Source organism: Methanoculleus chikugoensis, assembly GCF_019669965.1.
Classification (GTDB): Archaea; Halobacteriota; Methanomicrobia; order Methanomicrobiales; family Methanoculleaceae; genus Methanoculleus; species Methanoculleus chikugoensis.
Genome location: NZ_AP019781.1, coordinates 2,325,078 through 2,343,057 on the forward strand (window position 1 = coordinate 2,325,078; position 17,980 = coordinate 2,343,057).

Here is a 17,980-nt window from a genome sequence, read left to right on the forward strand (position 1 = left end):
CGCATCATTGTGGACGAGAAGGCGTGGGCTGTGATAACGGTCTTTGTTCTAGGCGTCGTCGCGGTCCGGGATCTCCTCGGGGGGCTCCCGGCGGGAGTGATCCTGACCGTCGGGATCTTCGCGGCCGTTCTGCTCCTCGGAATCGGCATACTGGTTCTCGGCGAGATCCGGGACGGGGCGGGGGACAGCCGGTGAGGGAGGGCGCACTTCGCGCGAGGTCGTATCGTCGCCTATATACCGTTAACTCACGCGAAGAACGACTTCACCCTGGGGAAGGAGTTTGAGAAGCCGCAGGCTTCGAGCCGCGAAGAACGCGAAGTTCGGCATAATTACTTGTAACTCTCCTTCGGCCCGCCGTCCTCAGGAATCTCCGCCTCGAGTTCGACCACCAGTTCCTCCTCCCGCCGGAGCGCCTCGATGAACTCCCGGGGGAGGGTCGCCGCGACCCGGTCGGAGCGGATGCCCACCGTCCGGTCGGAGACGAAGTCGCTCCGCCGCCAGACGAGGTCGGCGGGGTGATCGAGGGTGAACGCCGCGCTCCCCCGCGACGTCACCTCGACGGTTTTGCCCCCCGCGGTAAGGCGGGTCGTGAGCACCGCCCGGTCGTCGCACAGCAGCGCTTTGAGGCCGGAATCAAGGTCGGCGGCACCCTTGTCGGCGGCGACGGCGATGATGCAGTCCCCGGTCTCTGTCAGCGTCTCGTCCTTTGTCACCTCAAACGTCGTTCGATGGGTTCCCCTGACCAGCGGGTGCCCCCGCGCCCGCACGATATCCTTCGCCTTCATGCTTAATTAGGAGAGGGACGCTATTGCTAATGAATGATCAGCATCGTTTGCCCCGTCTGTAAAGAGGAGTGCGAACACCAGGTTCTCCGGGAAGCCGCCGAACTGGTGGTGCAGTGCAGCGAGTGCGGCCAGGTTCACCGGATACCGAGGCCGCCCGAACCCGAGATCCTTACCATCAGGGCCATCGTGAGCCGGGAGACGGAGTCGATGGTCTGCAGCGTCGAGATGCTCGACGACGAGGCCGTCTCCCTCGGCGACCGGATCGTCGCGGAGTGCGGCGACGAGGTCTTCGGTGTCGAGGTCACCGGCATCGAGGTGGGGCCAAAGCGGGTTCGCCGGGCTAAGGCCGGCGAGGTGACGACGCTCTGGACGCGGGGGATCGAGCAGGTCGTGGTGAAGGCGTCGATCCATACCGGGCGCACGACCATCCCGCTCTACCAGACCGCCGACGGCGAGGACGAGTTCGTCGTCGGGGAGACCTACACCTTCGGCGGCCGGCGGATCCGTATCTCGCATATCAAACTCCGCGACGGCCCGGTTATACGAAAAGAAGGGTGGAAGACGTTTGCCCGCAGGGTGAAGCGGATCTACGGGTACCTTGAGGGCCGCACCCGGGGGCGCTGACCCTCACCGGGGCAGGGGCTCGGTGAGGTGGCGGCGGATCGCGGCCTCGAGGTCTTCACGGTGGACGAGCCCCTCCATCCGCTCTCTGACCTCGTCGCCATCGAGGACGATGGTCGTCGGCGTCACCCGGAGATTGTACTTCTTGATATACTCCGGGTTCTTCACGGCATCGATCTCTTCTATCTTGATGCCAAGGTCCTTCTCGGCCTCGCGCAGGACCGGAGTCTGCTCCTCGCACCCCATGCATCCTTCCTGGTAGAAACTGATCACCTTTACCGCCATGTAAGGCAGGTCGCAGGGAGATTATAAAAAACTGTGGGGGGTGCCGTCACCCGGTGATAACGCCGAGCGTGACCCGGGCGCTGCCGTAGCGGTGCGCGATGGTCATCGAGTCGGGACTCTTGGCGGTGACCTTGCCGAAGCGCAGCGCAGGGCTCTCATTGCTCTCGTTGCCGAGGGGGATATCCGGCGTCGTCGTCAGCCCGAGCGGAACCAGGTCGCCCACCGCCGTCTTCGTGAAGTTGAGGCCGATGCCGTCTGCATCCTCTTCGCTCAGGTTCATGGCAAGGTCGTTCTCCCCGTAGGAGAAACTGATCGTCTTCGTCTCGCCGGTCCGCATCCCGACGAGCCCCACGGAGATTGCGTTGGTCTCGAAGCCGAGCAGGCCGAATCCCGAGAAGCCGCTGATCTCCGGGTACAGCACAGGGATAACGGCAATATTCTCACCCGAGACCTGCCCGCCGACGGGCATCTCCAGACGCTGGGTCAGGAGGACGACGTTCCCCTTCTTGTATTCGCTCTCAAGGAGGTTCTGGTCGGTCGTGATGAGGGGGCGCCCGTCCTCGCTGAAAATCGTGTAGTCGACCACCGCCGTGTTTCCTACCTGGGCGGCCGGTTTCTTCTCGAACATCGGGGCGAGGTAGGTGCCCACCATGGCAACCGCAACCAGAAGGGCAATTCCCACGTAGGCCCATTTCATCCACGGGGAGTTGTCGTCCTTCGAGGTCTTCTGCTGTGTCTTTTTCATTATGAGTACAATCGCCGTTTGGTAAAATAAAATGGTATTGTCCTGGAGAGAAATGGGGAATTTGAGACACATTTATATTCTATAAACACTACCTAAAGGTTAGCCTTGGGCGACCCGCTTATCCGGGGCGATCCGAGTCTACAGGAGTGATTACAATGGCAAGAATCGAACGAGGGCCATACCGGACGATCTGGCAGGACTTCGACGACCTGATGGCCGAGATGGAGAGCAGGTTCCAGTCCATGCTCGGTGGGATCGGCGCGCGGGGAGAAGAGGTCCGTGGCCGGATCGTCCCGGCGGTCCGCGACTTCCGCGTGGATGTCCGCGACCACGAGGAGGAGGTGATCGTCGTTGCCGATCTGCCCGGCGTCGAGAAGGAGAACGTTGCCGTCCGGCTCACCGATCCCCAGCACCTGGAGATCACCAGCAGGCGGGCGGAAGAGACCGGGGAGGAGAGCCGTGACTTCTTCATGCGGGAGCGCATCTACGGCCAGATGAGCCGCATGGTGCTGCTTCCGGCGGAAGTGACCGAGGAGGGCTCCGCCGCATCGTTCAAGAACGGGGTTCTCGAAGTCCGGCTGAAGAAAGCGCCGAGCGAGACCGGGACGACGATCCCCATTGAATAACCATTTTTCGGGGGCATTGCCGGGTTCAACCGAACATTTCATGTCGGGCCAGCGTGACACTATCATGATGGATAAGAAGAGGGTCAAGGATTACATGACCTACGACGTCGTCACCGTCAACGCCCACGGGACGGTCCGGGATGTCATCGAGACCATAAAAAAGACGCATCATGACGGTTTTCCGGTCGTGGAGAACTCAAAAGAGGTGGTGGGCTACATATCGGCACGGGACCTCCTCTTTGCCCATCCGTCGACACCGGTGGAGCAGGTGATGTCCCGTCATCTCATCGTCGCCGATCCGGACATGAGCGTGAACGATGCAGCCCGCGTCATCTTCCGTTCCGGCATCCAGAAACTCCCGGTCGTCAACGAGAAGAACGAGCTCATCGGGATTATGTCGAACGCCGACGTCATCAGGTCGCAGATCGAGCACGTCTCGCCGGAGAAGGTCTTCAAGTTCATCGAGACCCTGAAAAAACTCTACGGGGTCGAGCCGACCCTGAAGCGGGGCTCGGTCCCGATCAACGACCTCCTGCCCACCCAGTCGAAGATCTACGAGGACGAACTCGAGGGGCGGATGTACGAGATCAAGAAAGGGCTCGCCGAACCCCTGATCGTGGTCCGGCGGCCGGGCCGCTGGATCCTGGTCGACGGGCACCACCGCGCGATCGCGGCAAAACGGCTCGGGATCACGAACCTCGACGCCTACATCATCGAGGTCAGGGAGAACATCGAGCTCGGGATGGAGCGGACGGCCCGGACACTGAACCTGAAAACGCTCGACGATATCAAGGTGCTCGATTACGCCCGCCATCCCCTCGTCGCGCTGACGCACCGGCTTGTGCGGCACGGGTGAGGAGCCCCTCCGCCGGGAGGAGGGGATTTCAGTCTTTTTTCAGCCCGGAGATTCTGCCCGGGCATCTCGATACAGTAACCCGGGGGTGCCGTAACCGTCCCATACGGGTATTGCTCCGACGTCCCGGCTGCATGCTCTGATGAGCATAAAGTCTACTTAACCTGATTGAATCCATCAGAAAGTATATCTGATATTAAATAGCATTTCGAACCATCCGAAACGTCCGCTCCTAATTCAGAGCGATGACGAGCCTCAGTTGTCCTGAAGGCTTTTCAAGAGTGCTGTTTCGCAGCCGACATGGCTTTTCGCGGACGAGAACGGGCATGAGACCAGGCCTACCGGAGCGTCGAGATGAGAGGCATACGAGAATCAATCACCCGCCGGACAGAAGACCATCTTGGGGAACAGCCGCCGCACCCGGCGACGATCGCCGTGCTGTACCTGCTCTGCATATTGCTCATCTGGTTCCTCCCGGGCTTCCTCGCGCCGGAACTCTTCGGCGGGGGCAACACCTATCCGTTCATCATCTTCGAATACGGCGGCGTATACCTGCTCGCGGCCGTTCTCTTCGGGTGCTCCGCGGCACTTCTCTTTGCACTGATGAGGAGGAAGGCCGGATCGGGCGTGCGGTTACTCGCCCTGGCCGTCGCGCTCGTCCTGCTCTACCTGGTCCCCGCCTACCTCGGGGGATCGATGCAGATGATACTGCCGTTTTACGTTCCCGGGTGGGATTATTTCGGCTTATCGCCCGCCGTCGACGTCCTGATGAGCGCCGTCATCTCCTTCTCGGGCATCGGCCTCCTCTCTCTCGCGACGATCGTGCCCATCCTCCTCATCGACCGGTACGCCCCGATGAAGCGGCCGTATGCCGCCGCGGCAGTGCTCGGCACCCTCCTCTTCCCCTGCCTGGCGACGGCGATCTTTACAGTCGATCCCGTTCCGTCCCTCATCCCCTGGCTCTCCCTCTCCCTCTCGACCCTCTCCGTCCTCTGCCTCGGGGTCGCCGGGGCGGCGGTGCTCTCCATCCCACTGGTCGTCCGCCATCTCCTGAAGGGGAGCGGCAACCCGCCGCAGCAGGCCCGGGTCTTCGGGTTGCTTCTCCTCTGTCTCCTCCTCGTCTGGTTCGCCCCCGGGTATCTCGAACCCGGGCTGTTCCTTATGGGCCACGATTACCCTGACCCCGGGCTGAAGATGAAATGGTTCATCCCCTATGGCCCGGGGGGTAGCGAATCTTCGCGGTTCACCGTCCCCACGATCGAAGGCAACTATCTCATCGACGAGGAACGCTTCATGATCCGCCCTCCTGCTTCCCCCCTCTCCGGAACAGCCCTTCGCGCAGTGTACATCCGCGAACATACGGACGAACAATACGTCGTCGATCAATGGTGGTACAATAACCAGGGAACCTTCAGAGACGAGAAGAGGATACTATTCGAATCGCTGGCCGGTATCGGCGAGGTCTCGGAGACCACGCTCGATCTCGGCGACCACCTCCTTGCCGCCGGGTTCGAGCGCTCCGACGCGGAGCGGGAATACCCCGCCTGGCTCTTTGTCGGCAAGACCACGAGGGGCTACATCCTCACCTACGAGAGGCCGTTTGACGACGGAAGGAGCAACGACTTCTTCATCGTCTACTACGGGACATACGGTAACACCGTGGGCCCCGACCCGGACAGGTCCCTCAAAGCGCTGATCGCACAGCGGCTCACCCCGTCGGCGATCCGGGCTCCCGGCGAGGGGCTCGATGAAGAGGTACGACCGAGCCGGATGCCGGAGGCGAAACCGTTCCTCTACATCTCCGAGATGATCCGGTATGCCGGCATCCTCCTCCTGATGCCCCTCCTCTTCGGGTGCTCCGCCGCTCTCCTCTTTGCGGGTGCGCTGACCGAACTGGAGACCCAAAAAAGGCGACTCGCGGTTGCGATTCCGCTCCTCGCCGCCGTCCTCCTGTTCCTCTCCCTCATCTCCGCCTACCTGACCGGTTCGACATGGATGCCAATCCCGCCGTTTTACCTCCCCACGAGCGAGCCCCTCGGCGTATCGGTTCTTCTCGATGCCCTGCTGAACCTCATGGTATTCCTGTCGGCCCTCACGCTCATCGGTCTCGGGGTGATCGCGCCGTACCTTCTCCTCAGGCGCCATCTCCCCCTGAAGCGACCTTTCCGGGCTGTTCTCGTCTCCGGCTCACTCACCTTCGGCATCCTCATCTACCCGCTCATGATGATGCATGCCGTCTGGCACGGATTGCGTCCTGCCCCCTGGATCTCTCCCCTTGTCTGGATGGCCCTCGGGTTCTGCCTTGCCGCCGCGTGGGCGGTGGTGATCTACGCAGTCCAGGCAGCGGCGGGGCGGGGGGCTGAATCGCCGTGAACGTCACCCACCCTGCAGGTGAATTCCGGAAAGGTAAAGATAGCTATCGGAAACCATAAGTTCAGGGTGAATCCATGACATCCGACCGCCCGACGACTCTGCAAAACCTCAAGCGCCTCCTCCCTGCCTCGCTTTTCGCCGGGCTGGTCGGCGGCGGACTGCTGGCGCTCCTGACCCACGTCCATACATGGTGCTGGGGCGATATCGCCTGCTACAACCACGGGCTCTTCGACGGCATCGGCACGTACCAGAACCTGGTGCTCGGCATCCTCTCCCTCCTCCTTGCCGGGATGCTCCCGGTCGCCCTCTCGCGGGAAGGCAGGGCAAACAGGAGTGCGGCCGTCCTTGCAGGCGGGATCGCCGGATTTGTAGCATTTTTAATCAACGAACTTCATTTTACGACCCTATTGATCTTCGACCACGGGAGCCCCGCCGGAGCCGGGGATCTCCTCTCTGCGATCTGCTCTACCCTCGTGAACCACCCTCTCCCCCTCCTCGTGATCGGCCTCGCTATGGCAGCCCTCGCCGCACTCGGGGCCTTCATCGTCTCGTTCTTCAGGGAGAGAGCGGCCGGGCCGGACGAGGGTGCCGCGGCATCGCGGCTCCTCCTCTGCTCCACGGCCGCCATCATCCTCGTCGTCGCGGTTCTTCCCCCGCTCACCGCCCATGCAATGCTCGGTGCGGGGATGGTCGACGTGAACCCCGGAACAGCGCTGATGACGATCGCAGTCTCAGGAGAACGCACCGCTCCCGACACCATTGTCATCACCGTCGAGGAGGTGCCTCCCGCCTCCGTGCTCGACCCCGATCTACCGTTCTCGATCTTCATGAACGGAGTCGACGTCTCGAACGCCTCCGCGTGCGCTGCAAGCGGTTTTGCCGCGACGGTCGAGCCGCTCGGAGGAGTTCCGGCCGTTAAAGGATCGGAGACCGCCTGGACGGGGGGCGGGGTCTCAAACAACGGCACGCCGGCGGACGTCGTGGTCATGGCCCACGGGGTCGACGGCTCGGAGATCATCGTCCTGAGCCTCATGATCTAAAGCGAGGCACTCGGCTCCACGCTCCGCGGGCACGTTGCGGATAAAATCGCCCGCAGGAGCAGTCTTGGCGGGTAAAAAGAGAACCGGAAGGGTCTGGAGTCCTCGGACTCTACGACCCCTCGGTCCGGGTATCGTAGTCCTCGTTCAAGACGTGCTCTTTCACGACCGTCCCCTCCGGGATGATCACCTCCGGCCAGAGCCGGGTCCCGGAGTGGATGACCACGCCGCTCTTCATGACCACGTGCGGCCCGATGACCGTGTCGTGCTCGATGTTGCACCCGCTGCCGATGAGGGTGTCGTTGTCGATGATGCTCCCGCTGACGGTGCTGTCTCTCCCGATCACCACCCGGTTGTAGATGGACGAAGAGAAGATCTTCGCGCTGTTCTTGATGATGCAGCCCTCCCCGATGCTCGTATACGGCCCGATGATGACGTTCTCCTCGATGATCGTTCCGGCGCCGATCGAGACCGGCCCGATCACCCGGGAGTTCGCCGCAATCGAGACGCAACTCCCTACCTGCGCCGGGCCGAGGATCCGGGCGCCCTTGATGTAGAGGTCGCCGGAGATGTTCGTGAACCCGATATCCTGCAGTTTCCACCGTTCCGCTTCGCGGAGCGACCTCGGGCTCCCCACGTCCGACCAGTTGCCGCGGGCAAGCCAACCTTTGAGGGAGTAACCCTTCTCCATCAGTTCGGGGAAGAGGTTCCGGGCGAAGTCGAACTTCTCGCCGGTCGGGATATGGTCGAAGATCTCCGGGTCGCAGACGTACATCCCGGTGCTCGCAAGGTTCGAGAAGATCTCGCCCGGGCTCGGCTTCTCCTTGAACCGTTTGATCTGGTAGTTTGCATCGATCTCGGCGATCCCGTACTCCGTCGGGTCGTCGATGCTGATGAGGCCTATCGTGGTGATCGAGTCGTTTCCAAGATGCTCGCGGTAGAACTCAAGCAGGTTCAGGCCCACCACGTGGTCGCCGCCGACGACCAGGAACGGCTGCTCTTCAAGGTATTTCTGGGCGTTCTTGACGCTTCCCGCCGTCCCGAGTTTCGTCTTCTCGTGGACGTAGGTGACGTTGACCCCGAAGAGCGAGCCGTCCCCGAGGGCCGCCTCGATCGACTCGCTCATGTAGCCGAGCGTGATTACCACGTCGTTGAACCCGAGGTTCGCGAGGTGTGAGACCAGGTGCTGGATCGAGGGTTTGTTGACGATCGGAATACACGGCTTAGGGCGCCCGAATGTGAGGGGGCGGAGCCGTGTGCCCTCCCCTCCGCACATAATGCACACCTTCATGCCACTCCATTGTATGCGTATCGATTTAACCCTATTGGGGCGGCAAAGCACTCGTTCGCGAACCTTTATCCATCGTTATGCAAAGAATCTACAGGATGACGGCGTTCGAATGTAACCTCTGCGGAAGGTGCTGCATGCAGGCAGGCGGCGCGCTCATCGAGGTCGAGAAGAGGCTCACGAGCCGCGATTTCCTCTGCCGGCAGAAGGTTGTCGGCGGCACGTTCCGCGCCCGGGTAGAGGAGCGGTTCCTCGACACCTTCAGGGAGACCTCCGAGAACGACAGACACCCATCGTGGTGTCCGTTCCTCCGACCTCTCCCGGAAGAGAGGGGGAAGTACGTCTGCACCATCCACAACAGCCGCCCGCTGATCTGCCGGTCGTACATCTGCTGCACCATGCGGATCTTCGATTCCGGCGGGCGGGAGGCCGGGAGGGTGAAGGGGAGGAGAAGCCTCGTCACCGAGGATGCCGCTCTCCGCCGGTGCTGGGATGAGGGGGTCGCACCGCTCGCGACCGACGACGATACCGCCTGGAAAATCGAAGTTGCCGCGATCCTCGGCCGTGCGGGATACCGGGTCGAAGCCTATGAATGAACCCCGGCGTCTTACGGTCGTCCGGGGCCGGGTCCGGTGCACGGAAAAAGAGAGCGTTCCCGTCGATCAATGCAGGCTCTGCGTCCATTCCGCCCGCGTTGTGGTCAAAGGAATAGAACTGCCGTCGCCGGCACGGGCCTACTGCAGCCGGTGCCGGGACGCACCCGATATCGATATGGCGAAGGTCGAGGCGGTTCTCTGCGACGACCTCTCCGGCGAGGGGTTCCGCAGCATCGCGAATATCATCAGTTAACCGGGCTACTTCCGCCAGAACTCCCAGGGGTGCTTTGTCTGGAACGGAACGCCCTTCGCCTCTTTGTTCCAGTCGGTCTCGATCGTGTGGTGGACCAGCCGGACTTCGTTCCTAAGCTCGGTAAGGACTTCTTTGACATCCTCAAGTTCCTGCTGGAGCCGGTTCAACTCCTCAAACGAGCGCGGCTGCCGGACCGTCACCGCCCCCGCCTCCTTGGAGGCAAGACCGGCCTCGATCAACTCGAGAATCGCCTCGTTTCTGTCGAACGCGTGATCCCTGGCAAACCGGTCGATCTGCTCCATCAGGTCGGAATCGAGCGCAAACGAACATCTCATTGCCATAGGTCGTCTACCCTCTGTATTGTACCTGTCTGCTGATTATAGTGTCTCCCGTCCGGAGAGGGAATATCCTCATCCGGTGCAGTGTCGTCGTAAAAAAAGTGTCCGGATCCTCTATGGAGGACAGCCCGGTCAACTGATATTTTCCATGTTGTATCCTTTCTGGGCGAGCAGGTCCTTCACCCGCTCGCGATGGTTGCCCTGCAGCTCGATCGAGGAGTCCTTGACCGTGCCGCCACAGGCCAGTTTCGCTTTCAGGAATTTAGAGAGGTCTTCGAGATCGATGTCATAGGGGTCGAGGCCCTCGATGACCGTGACTTCTTTCCCGTACCGGCGCCTGTTTATCTTTACGCTGATTCTCTGCTGCTCTTTTGCTACTTCTTCACAGATACACAGTTCCTTTGGCAGTCCGCAAGTCGGACATATCCCACCGTTCATTGCATGTACCTTTCAGCTCTCGTTATATATTATTTGGCATGTCATCCGTCAATCCGGCAGACATCGCACCCTAGCGAGAATATCTGGTCGGGTCTGCTCCGGTAGCGGTAGACGGTTGTGCCCTTGCACCCGAGATCATGGGCGAGAGAGAAGACACGGGCGATCTCGTCGACGGTTGCACTCTGTGGCAGGTTCACGGTCTTCGAGACGGCGTTGTCCACGTGCTTCTGGAACGCCGCCTGCATCCGGACGTGGTGCTCCGGTGCGATCTCGATGGCCGTCCTGAAGAGGTCGCGGGCATGCTCGTCGAGGGGGAGGCCGGCGACCGTGCCGTGGCGGCGGACGTGCTCTGCCACGTCCTTCCCTCCGGCGGTCCCGGGCAGGAACCCGGCGACGAGGTCGCTGACGACGCTGACCGGCCGGCCGTCGATCGTCCGGTCGTAGGCGAGCGAGAAGACCGGCTCGATGCCGCTCGTCGTGCTGGCGATGAGGTGGATCGAGCCCGTGGGGGCGATGGTGGTGACGGTGGCATTCCGCATCTCGCCTGAGAAGACCGAACCCTCGATCGCCGGAAACGACCCCATTTCCTTCGCGAGTTCCTCCGAGCGCTCCCGGGCTGTCTCCTGAATCCGTTCCATCAGGCTCCCGGCAAACCGGAGCGCCTCCTCCGACTCGTAGGGTATCCCGAGGCGTATGAGTGTCTCGGCAAACCCCATGACCCCGAGGCCGATCTTGCGGGTCGCGAGGGTCTTCTCCCGGATCTCGGGCAGGGGGAAGCGGTTCACATCGATGACCGCATCGAGGAAGTCGACGCCGCACCGGACGACCGTTGCAAGCAGGTCCCCGTCGAGGTCGTCCTTTCTAACACACCGGGCGAGGTTGACGCTTCCGAGGTTGCAGCTCTCGTAGGGGTAGAGCGGCTGCTCGCCGCAGGGGTTCGTCGCCTCGATGGAGCCGAGATGCGGGGTGGTGCTCCGGCGGTTGATCTCGTCGAGGAAGAGCACCCCCGGCTCGCCGGAGGCGCTGGCGGACGCGGCGATGAGATGCCAGAGCGATCGGGCGTCGATGCTCTTCCAGATCGTGCCGTCGCGGGGGTTCGTGAGGTCGTACTCCTTCCCTGTCGCAAGGCACGAAAAGAATTTCTCGTCGACGCCGACCGAGATGTTGAAGTTCGAGAGCCCTCCTTCCTGCTTTGCGGTGACGAACTCCTCGATGTCGGGGTGGGAGGCCGCGAGCACCCCCATGTTCGCCCCTCGGCGCCGGCCGCCCTGCCTGACCGCCCCGGTCGCGGCATCGAAGACCCGCATGAACGAGACCGGCCCGGTTGCGGCGCCCGTGACCCCGTTGACGGCGTCGCCCCGGGGCCGGAGACGCGAGAACGAGAACCCGGTCCCTCCCCCGGACTGGTGGATGAGCGCCATGTGACCGAGGGTCCCGAATATCCCTTCGAGCGTGTCCTCCATCGGAAGGACGAAGCAGGCCGAGAGCTGCCCGGCAGCGGTTCCCGCGTTCATCAGGGTCGGGGAGTTCGGGAGGAAGAGGAGGCCCGAGAGGAGCGAGAAGAACTCGCGGGACCGTGCCGTCCCGCCCACGGCGTCGGCGACCCGGGAGAAGAGGCCGCCCGGCGTCTCGCCCGGAAGGAGATAGCGGCTCTCCAGGAGGAGGCGGGCCTGCGGGGAGAACTCCATAGAATACCTGATGGAACCCCGCCCTTAATAACCCGTCGTGCCCAACTCTTCTGCCGGCAATGTCTCTCATCGTGCTCGGAACTGCATCCCACGTGGGCAAGAGCGTGACCGTTGCGGCGCTCTGCCGTGCGCTCCATCGCCGCGGAATCCCGGTTGCGCCGTTCAAATCCCAGAACATGAGCCTCAACTCCTACGTCACGGCCGACGGGAGCGAGATCGGGATCGCCCAGGCCGTCCAGGCCTTCGCGGCCGGGGTCGAACCGGAGGCCGATATGAACCCGGTTCTCCTCAAGCCCAGGGCGGATTCGGTCTCGCAGGTGGTGCTCCTCGGCCGGCCCTATAAGGATGTGCAGATCCGGGACTACTACAGGGAGACCGATACGCTTCTCACCGAGGCCGTTGCTGCGTTCGAACGTCTTCGGAGACGCTTCGGGAACGTGGTGGTGGAAGGTGCCGGGGGAGCTGCGGAGGTGAACCTCTACGACCGTGACATCGCAAATATCAGGCTCGCACGCTCGCTCCGCCTCCCCATCCTCCTGGTCGCCGATATCGAGCGGGGCGGGGTCTTCGCCCAGGTTTACGGGACGCTTGCCCTCCTCCCGGAGGATATCCGGCCGCTCGTCGCCGGGGTCATCGTCAACAAGTTCCGGGGAGATCCCGGGCTCTTCGCTTCCGGCGTCACAAAACTCGAGGAACTCACAGGTGTCCCGGTGCTCGGGGTGGTTCCTTTCGCCGATATCCCCCTCCCGAGCGAGGACTCACTCTCGATCGCCGATAAAAGAGAGCGATCGACCGCCCGCCCGGTCAGGATCGCCGTCCTCCGCCTCCCCCGGATCGCGAACTTCACCGACTTCGAGCTCCTCGAAGAGCACGCCACGGTGGATTACGTCCCGCCCGGCGCAACGCTCTCCGGCTACGACTGCATCATCCTCCCCGGGACCAAGAACACCGTCGAGGATCTCGCCGTGCTGAACCGCCACGGCGTGGGTGAAGAACTCCGGCTCGCCCGGAAGCGGGGCGTCCCGATCATCGGGATCTGCGGCGGCTACCAGATGCTCGGGAGCCGGATCGTTGACGCCGGCATCGAGTCGGAGAACCTCGCAGAGTACCCGGGATTCGGGCTCCTCGACGTCGTGACGGCGTTTTCCGGCTACCGCAAGACGACGGTGCAGGTTCGGCGCCGGGCGACCGGCCCCGGCCCCATCCTCACGGCGATGGAGGAGGTGGAGGGCTACGAGATTCACATGGGCGAGACGGAGCGGGGAGAACTGCCCGAAGCGTTCGCCGGCGAAGGGGCCGCAACCCCCGACGGCCTGGTCTTCGGAACCTACATGCACGGCCTCTTCCGGAACCCCAGCGCCGTAAACGCCCTCCTCGCCCACCTCTCGGAACGGCGGGGCGTAGCCTTCGAGCCGGTGACGGACGCGAGCGCGGGCGCCCTCGGGGCCGCGGCATCCTACGACGATCTGGCACGGCACTTCGAGGAGCATGTGGATATGGATGCGATTCTGGAATTTTTTATGTGAGGGACGGAACGTCCGGAACATGAGAAACTCGAAGGGTTTCGAACTGCGAACGGTTCGTTAAGGCGCGAAGTACGGGAGTTGAGTGTTGGCAACTCCCCTTCGCGGCTTCGCGTGCGGCCCTCTCAACTCGAAGGCTTTTGATGCTCGAATACCGATCATTCGGCTTTCACAAAAAAAGAAACCAGTCCCGGCTCTCTCAGATGATGAACCGGAACGCAATCCAGGCGATAAACACCATGATCGCCGAGTACTTCAGCCCCGCGACCACCCGGCCTTCGCCCATGATACCCGCTGCAAGTCCTGAGAACAATCCCTGGATAAGCGCGGAGTGGCTGAAGATCCGGTTGTAGAGGAAGAGATCCACGTTGCCCATGAACGACTGGGCCGAGCTCGAACCCGACGCGGCCACCGCCTCGCCCGCCTCCGCCATCGTGGTGAGGAAGGTGCCCGAGAGCACCCCGATCACGAAGAGGAAGACAAAGAACGACATCAGGATGATGATCATGTAGATCATCATCCCGTTTTTGCGCTCCGACTGCAGGTTGAAGAACTCGTATGCATCGTGCGCCGCCGCCCGCAGCACCTCGCTCACGTCGCCGCCGGCGGAGCTCGCGTGGGCGATCAGGTCGACGCTCCGCTCCGCGAGCGGGGTTTTCACGGCCTTCCCGAACCGGCGGATGGCCTCCACGAACGGGACGCCCCAGGACATCTCGGTATCCAGTTTGCGGATATGCGGGGTAAGCGCCCCGTACTCGCCTTCCGAGACGATATGGATGGCGTGCGGGAGCGTCATGCCCGAATCGTTCATCCCGGCAACATCGCGGAAGAAGTTCGGCAGCGACGCCTCGACGCTCGATATGCGCCACGCCTCCTTGAAATCGAGGAGGGCAAGCGGCACGATGGCGATGAGGAGCGCGAAGACGAAGAAGTCGTCGATCATCGTCGTCGTAAAGAGAGCGCCGATGCCGTAGGACGTCACCACGCTCACGAACCCGCCGATGAAGAGGAGAAGCGCGGCCGGAACGGATACGAAGAGGACGGTGTAGGGCTCCTCCATCATCACCCTGACCGGGTGTTTGAGGAACCGGTAAAACCCTTCCTGGTACTTCCGCCTGTTCTCAACCCTGCTGAAGATCTCCTGGTCCTGTTCCACGAACCGGTCGGACTCCAGTTCGACCGCCGGAACCATCTCCCCATCCGTGGGTTTCCTGTTTAAGAAATCGTTGAAAAGGTCTTTAAATCCCATATCACACCTCCGGAGTCATGGAACTGATCAGGATGACGAACATCATGCTCCCGAACGGGACGATCAGGTAGATGATGATGTAGAGGAAGAACGGGTTTGAATCGCCCGAGAGGATCGTCATCACCGACTGCAGGATGATCAAGAAGAGCATGCCGGCGACCATCGCGGTGACGTAGGACTCCGCGATCAGCCCGAGCGTCTCTAAGAACGTCTTCTGCTGCTGGTTGTTCTCGAGCGTGTACTGGTGAGCCTTGGTGCGGAAGTACTCCGTGAGGTTGCTCCCGCTGGAGATGCTCGCAACGGCTCCCTGCAAAAACTCCCGCATCCGTTCACTCGGCGTCGCCTGCGAGACCGACCGCAGGGCCTCGAGGAGATCCTTCCCGAAGAAGTCGGTCTCCCGGGAGATATAGCGCGCTTCGACAGCGCTCTCGCCGTATATCGTGCTCTGGCCGAGCAGCCGGAAGACCTCGTCGGGGGTGATCCCGGCTGAAGACATGGCGGTGACGTAGTTGATGGCGTACGGGAGGGTGGCATCGATGTTCCGGCGTCGTTCTCCCGCCTTTATACCGGGATAGAGGAGGAAGATCAGGTAGGTCAGCCCGCCGAAGACCAGGAGGGAGATGATCGTGATGGCGGCGGTGCCGAGCAGCATCTTGTAGTCGTTCAACGCGTACAGGACCTGCGGAACCGCTCCGCGGTAGACGATCATATCGGGAACCCGCAGGAGGTAGGTCAGAAGCCCGATCAGCACGGCGGCGACCAGCCCCACGGCGACCGAGGAGACGTACGCGGTCGCGAGATACGCCTCGAACGGAGTCGTCATCCGGGCCCCCATCAGGTCGTTTCGGAGGCTGATGTAGTCTCCCCGTTTCTTCTTCAGGTTGTGCCCGATCAGATTGAAGCAGAACCGTTCGTAACTGTTCATGCGGAACCACCTTCCCCGTAGAGGTCGACACGCACCCGCTGGACGACCGTCTCCGGATCGCGGAAGTAGGAGATCAGGACCTTACTCACGTCCCTGAAGTGGCGGATCTTCTTGATACGCATCCATTCAAGGACTTCCTGCCGCCGTTTCAACTCTTCGCGCATCCGCTCCTCGCTCCAGCCCCGGTCTTCCATGATCTGCTCGAGGATGTAGGATTTGCCGGAATACCGGATCTCGTCGGTTGCCGGGTGCCACCGGAAGACCTCGTTCGTGATCAGTTCGTTCGTCCGGGGATCGATGTCCAGGATCTCGATGAGCTGCTTGTTCCGCCGGATCCGCTGACCGCCGATACGGGCCTGCACCTGGATGGACATCAGGGAGAGGGCAGAGAGCATGTTCCTCGGCACGTCGATCGGCGGGTTCTCCAGACGGTGGACGGCGCTCGCCACCGAGTCGGCGTGCATCGTCGCGTAGGTGACGTGGCCGGTGCTCATCGCCTGGAAGAGGGTCAGGGCCTCCTTGCCACGGACCTCACCGACCAGGATGTACTCCGGACGCTGCCGGAGAGCGGCGCGCAGGAGTTCGTACATATCGATCTCGCCCCGCCCGTCCTGCGAGAACGAGTCGCGGGTGATGCTCGGGATCCAGTTCGGGTGAGGCAGTTTCAGTTCCCGGGTATCCTCGAGGGTGACGATCTTTGCGAGCGGCGGGATGAAGAGCGATATGGCGTTCAGGGTCGTCGTCTTTCCGGACGCCGTCCCGCCGGCAAAGATGCAGGACTTGGCGTTCTCGACCGCGAGCCAGATGAACGCGATCCCGAGCGGCGAGAAGGTGTGCCACTCGATGAGATCCGTCGGCGTGATCGGCTCCTCCCGGAACTTACGGATCGTGAACGTCGAGCCGTGTGCGGTCACTTCCGCTCCGAGCGTCATCTGGATACGCGATCCGTCGCTCATCGTGGCGTCCAGCATCGGTTCGGCGATGGAGATGTATTTCCCGGCACGCTGCGCGAGTTTCGTGACGAACGAGTCGAGCTCCACGTGATCGTGATAGATAAGGCTCGTCTTCATCGATTCGTACGTCGTATGATAGACGAATATAGCGCTGCCCACACCGTCACAGGAGATATCCTCGATGTACTTGTCGTGCATCACCGGGTCGATCAGCCCGTCGCCGAGGAACTCCTTCTCGACGTGATAGAGGATCTTCTCGCGCCCGAGAGGGTCGAGCCGGATCCCGTAGTCGGCGATGATCGTGTTCGCCGCATCGCGAAGCGCTGTGCGGGCTTCTTCGCGGGTGAGGTCACGGGAAGTGATGTTGAGCGTCTCAAAAAGCCGTTCTTTGATCTCCGCGAAGAGCATCTGCTCCCCGGGAGTGAGCACGGGCTCGATGACGTTATAGGTGTACTCGTGCGTCGTGCTGTCGTAGGTCACCCGGACATAGGCATAAGGTTCGTTCACCGGGTAGAGTTCGATCTCCTCAACCCCCGGCGACGGCCGCATCGCGAGATCGACGAGCGGACCGTGGAGCGTGGCGTTGTACTCCTCGACCGCGACGCCGACTTTCGGGACCTGAAGTTTTTTGAGGAACCCGAACCGGGGCTGCGGAACCTCTTCGACCGGGGTCACCACCTGTGCGGCGGCCGCAGCAAGCGAAGTGGAGGAGAACGACTGGGAGAAGATGTCGTCGAACTCCGATACGACCCGGGCGTTATCGACGAAATCAAAGCGGTTCTCGCCCCGGTTGATGCTCAGTTCATCGATCGTGAACGTCGCGCTCTTCGGGAGGATTAAATCCGCCAGATTTCCGAGCTCCTCGACCGTAACCACGCCGTCAGAGATCTCCTCTTCGATCCCGGGATCGTCGACCGCTTCCGCAACGCGGGGTTTCGATTGGGTGGTGCCGGATTTATCGCCCTCACGCCACCCTTTCACCCGTTCGAGGATTCCCGCGGGAGCATGGTATCCGGGGGAAGAAGCCGGCGCATCCGGCTTCGCAGCGAGTTTCTCAACCGCCGCCGGCGGATCAGCCGGCATCTCCGGCCCTGTAGGGAGATCGTCCGTCTCTACCGTCGGGGCGGAGACGACCTCTTCGGCGCCGTCCGGACTGCTCCGGCCGATCCGTTCGAGAAGCGCACGGACCGGGTCCTTCTCGGCGGATGCATGCGATTCGGCGGAGTCGTCCGACATCGCCGCCGTCTCGATGAGCGAACGGATACCCGCGCTCTGTTGCGCCTGCACCGGAGACGACTCCGGCTGCTCGTTCATCTCATCGGTGACGGGCCTGAGAACCTCCGGGACCGTCTCATCCTCCTCGGGAGACGGGAACGGCAAACCCGCATCGACGCTCTCCACCGT

General features: G+C 62.2%; 19 protein-coding genes. 9 read left to right on the forward strand and 10 right to left on the reverse strand.

What is annotated here, in order from left to right:
* The first annotated feature begins 9 nt into the window (after positions 1–9).
* Positions 10–195 (forward strand): hypothetical protein, encoded by a 186-nt coding sequence (locus MchiMG62_RS11705; protein ID WP_221057110.1) that lies wholly within the window; start codon positions 10–12, stop codon positions 193–195.
* Positions 196–329: 134 nt separating this feature from the next.
* Here the strand turns inward: MchiMG62_RS11705 and MchiMG62_RS11710 are convergent, their stop codons facing one another.
* Positions 330–785, reverse strand: coding sequence for a DUF371 domain-containing protein (locus MchiMG62_RS11710; RefSeq protein WP_221057111.1), 456 nt, complete (start codon positions 783–785; stop codon positions 330–332).
* Positions 786–818: 33 nt separating this feature from the next.
* On the opposite strand from MchiMG62_RS11710, the gene MchiMG62_RS11715 reads away from it, so the two are divergent.
* A complete protein-coding gene (locus tag MchiMG62_RS11715) occupies positions 819–1,409 on the forward strand; it encodes an HVO_0476 family zinc finger protein (RefSeq protein WP_221057112.1) in 591 nt (196 codons plus the stop codon).
* 3 nt (positions 1,410–1,412) lie between these two features.
* Here the strand turns inward: MchiMG62_RS11715 and MchiMG62_RS11720 are convergent, their stop codons facing one another.
* Together MchiMG62_RS11720 and MchiMG62_RS11725 are read right to left on the reverse strand one after the other, a co-directional pair.
* The gene (locus MchiMG62_RS11720; RefSeq protein ID WP_221057113.1) at positions 1,413–1,691 is read right to left on the reverse strand and encodes a thioredoxin family protein; all 279 of its coding nucleotides are present in this window, start codon (positions 1,689–1,691) and stop codon (positions 1,413–1,415) included.
* Positions 1,692–1,737: 46 nt separating this feature from the next.
* Positions 1,738–2,436, reverse strand: a complete 699-nt coding sequence (locus MchiMG62_RS11725; protein WP_221057114.1) for a hypothetical protein — start codon at positions 2,434–2,436, stop codon at positions 1,738–1,740.
* A 155-nt stretch (positions 2,437–2,591) separates the two neighbouring features.
* Between MchiMG62_RS11725 and MchiMG62_RS11730 the strand changes: the two genes are divergently transcribed.
* The 4 genes from MchiMG62_RS11730 to MchiMG62_RS11745 all read left to right on the forward strand — a co-directional run bounded on the left by MchiMG62_RS11730 (position 2,592) and on the right by MchiMG62_RS11745 (position 7,328).
* Positions 2,592–3,062 (forward strand): Hsp20/alpha crystallin family protein, encoded by a 471-nt coding sequence (locus tag MchiMG62_RS11730; RefSeq protein WP_221057115.1) that lies wholly within the window; start codon positions 2,592–2,594, stop codon positions 3,060–3,062.
* Between the two features lie 67 nt (positions 3,063–3,129).
* Positions 3,130–3,918 carry a CBS domain-containing ParB/RepB/Spo0J family partition protein gene (locus tag MchiMG62_RS11735; RefSeq protein ID WP_074368768.1) on the forward strand — a complete coding sequence of 263 codons (789 nt, stop codon included), beginning with the start codon at positions 3,130–3,132 and terminating at the stop codon, positions 3,916–3,918.
* A 351-nt stretch (positions 3,919–4,269) separates the two neighbouring features.
* Entirely contained in the window at positions 4,270–6,288 is a 2,019-nt protein-coding gene (locus MchiMG62_RS11740) for a hypothetical protein (protein WP_221057116.1), read from the forward strand.
* A gap of 74 nt (positions 6,289–6,362) precedes the next feature.
* Positions 6,363–7,328: a hypothetical protein gene (locus MchiMG62_RS11745; protein WP_221057117.1), complete on the forward strand. Its 966-nt coding sequence runs from the start codon at positions 6,363–6,365 to the stop codon at positions 7,326–7,328.
* Positions 7,329–7,437: 109 nt separating this feature from the next.
* Here the strand turns inward: MchiMG62_RS11745 and MchiMG62_RS11750 are convergent, their stop codons facing one another.
* On the reverse strand, positions 7,438–8,616 hold the full coding sequence (locus tag MchiMG62_RS11750; protein ID WP_221057118.1) for a nucleotidyltransferase family protein: 1,179 nt from the start codon (positions 8,614–8,616) through the stop codon (positions 7,438–7,440).
* 95 nt (positions 8,617–8,711) lie between these two features.
* On the opposite strand from MchiMG62_RS11750, the gene MchiMG62_RS11755 reads away from it, so the two are divergent.
* Positions 8,712–9,209, forward strand: a complete 498-nt coding sequence (locus MchiMG62_RS11755; RefSeq protein WP_244987706.1) for a YkgJ family cysteine cluster protein — start codon at positions 8,712–8,714, stop codon at positions 9,207–9,209.
* A complete protein-coding gene (locus tag MchiMG62_RS11760; protein WP_221057120.1) occupies positions 9,202–9,462 on the forward strand; it encodes a hypothetical protein in 261 nt (86 codons plus the stop codon). The genes MchiMG62_RS11755 and MchiMG62_RS11760 overlap by 8 nt, the downstream gene beginning before the upstream one ends.
* 5 nt (positions 9,463–9,467) lie before the next feature.
* Here MchiMG62_RS11760 and MchiMG62_RS11765 read toward each other — a convergent pair whose 3' ends face one another.
* The 3 genes from MchiMG62_RS11765 to MchiMG62_RS11775 all read right to left on the reverse strand — a co-directional run bounded on the left by MchiMG62_RS11765 (position 9,468) and on the right by MchiMG62_RS11775 (position 11,926).
* On the reverse strand, positions 9,468–9,803 hold the full coding sequence (locus MchiMG62_RS11765) for a ribbon-helix-helix domain-containing protein (RefSeq protein ID WP_221057121.1): 336 nt from the start codon (positions 9,801–9,803) through the stop codon (positions 9,468–9,470).
* A 129-nt stretch (positions 9,804–9,932) separates the two neighbouring features.
* A complete protein-coding gene (gene yciH, locus MchiMG62_RS11770; RefSeq protein WP_011844832.1) occupies positions 9,933–10,238 on the reverse strand; it encodes a stress response translation initiation inhibitor YciH in 306 nt (101 codons plus the stop codon).
* A gap of 41 nt (positions 10,239–10,279) precedes the next feature.
* Positions 10,280–11,926 carry an adenosylcobalamin-dependent ribonucleoside-diphosphate reductase gene (locus MchiMG62_RS11775; RefSeq protein WP_221057122.1) on the reverse strand — a complete coding sequence of 549 codons (1,647 nt, stop codon included), beginning with the start codon at positions 11,924–11,926 and terminating at the stop codon, positions 10,280–10,282.
* A 59-nt stretch (positions 11,927–11,985) separates the two neighbouring features.
* Here MchiMG62_RS11775 and MchiMG62_RS11780 point away from each other — a divergent pair, with 59 nt between their 5' ends.
* Positions 11,986–13,452, forward strand: a complete 1,467-nt coding sequence (locus MchiMG62_RS11780; protein WP_221057123.1) for a cobyric acid synthase — start codon at positions 11,986–11,988, stop codon at positions 13,450–13,452.
* 196 nt (positions 13,453–13,648) lie between these two features.
* Here the strand turns inward: MchiMG62_RS11780 and MchiMG62_RS11785 are convergent, their stop codons facing one another.
* The 3 genes from MchiMG62_RS11785 to MchiMG62_RS11795 are packed head-to-tail and all read right to left on the reverse strand — an operon-like array spanning position 13,649 to position 17,977.
* Positions 13,649–14,698, reverse strand: a complete 1,050-nt coding sequence (locus MchiMG62_RS11785) for a type II secretion system F family protein (RefSeq protein ID WP_221057124.1) — start codon at positions 14,696–14,698, stop codon at positions 13,649–13,651.
* Between the two features lies 1 nt (position 14,699).
* Positions 14,700–15,623, reverse strand: coding sequence for a type II secretion system F family protein (locus MchiMG62_RS11790; protein WP_221057125.1), 924 nt, complete (start codon positions 15,621–15,623; stop codon positions 14,700–14,702).
* A complete protein-coding gene (locus MchiMG62_RS11795) occupies positions 15,620–17,977 on the reverse strand; it encodes a type II/IV secretion system ATPase subunit (RefSeq protein ID WP_244987707.1) in 2,358 nt (785 codons plus the stop codon). The genes MchiMG62_RS11790 and MchiMG62_RS11795 overlap by 4 nt, the downstream gene beginning before the upstream one ends.
* Positions 17,978–17,980: the final 3 nt, after the last annotated feature.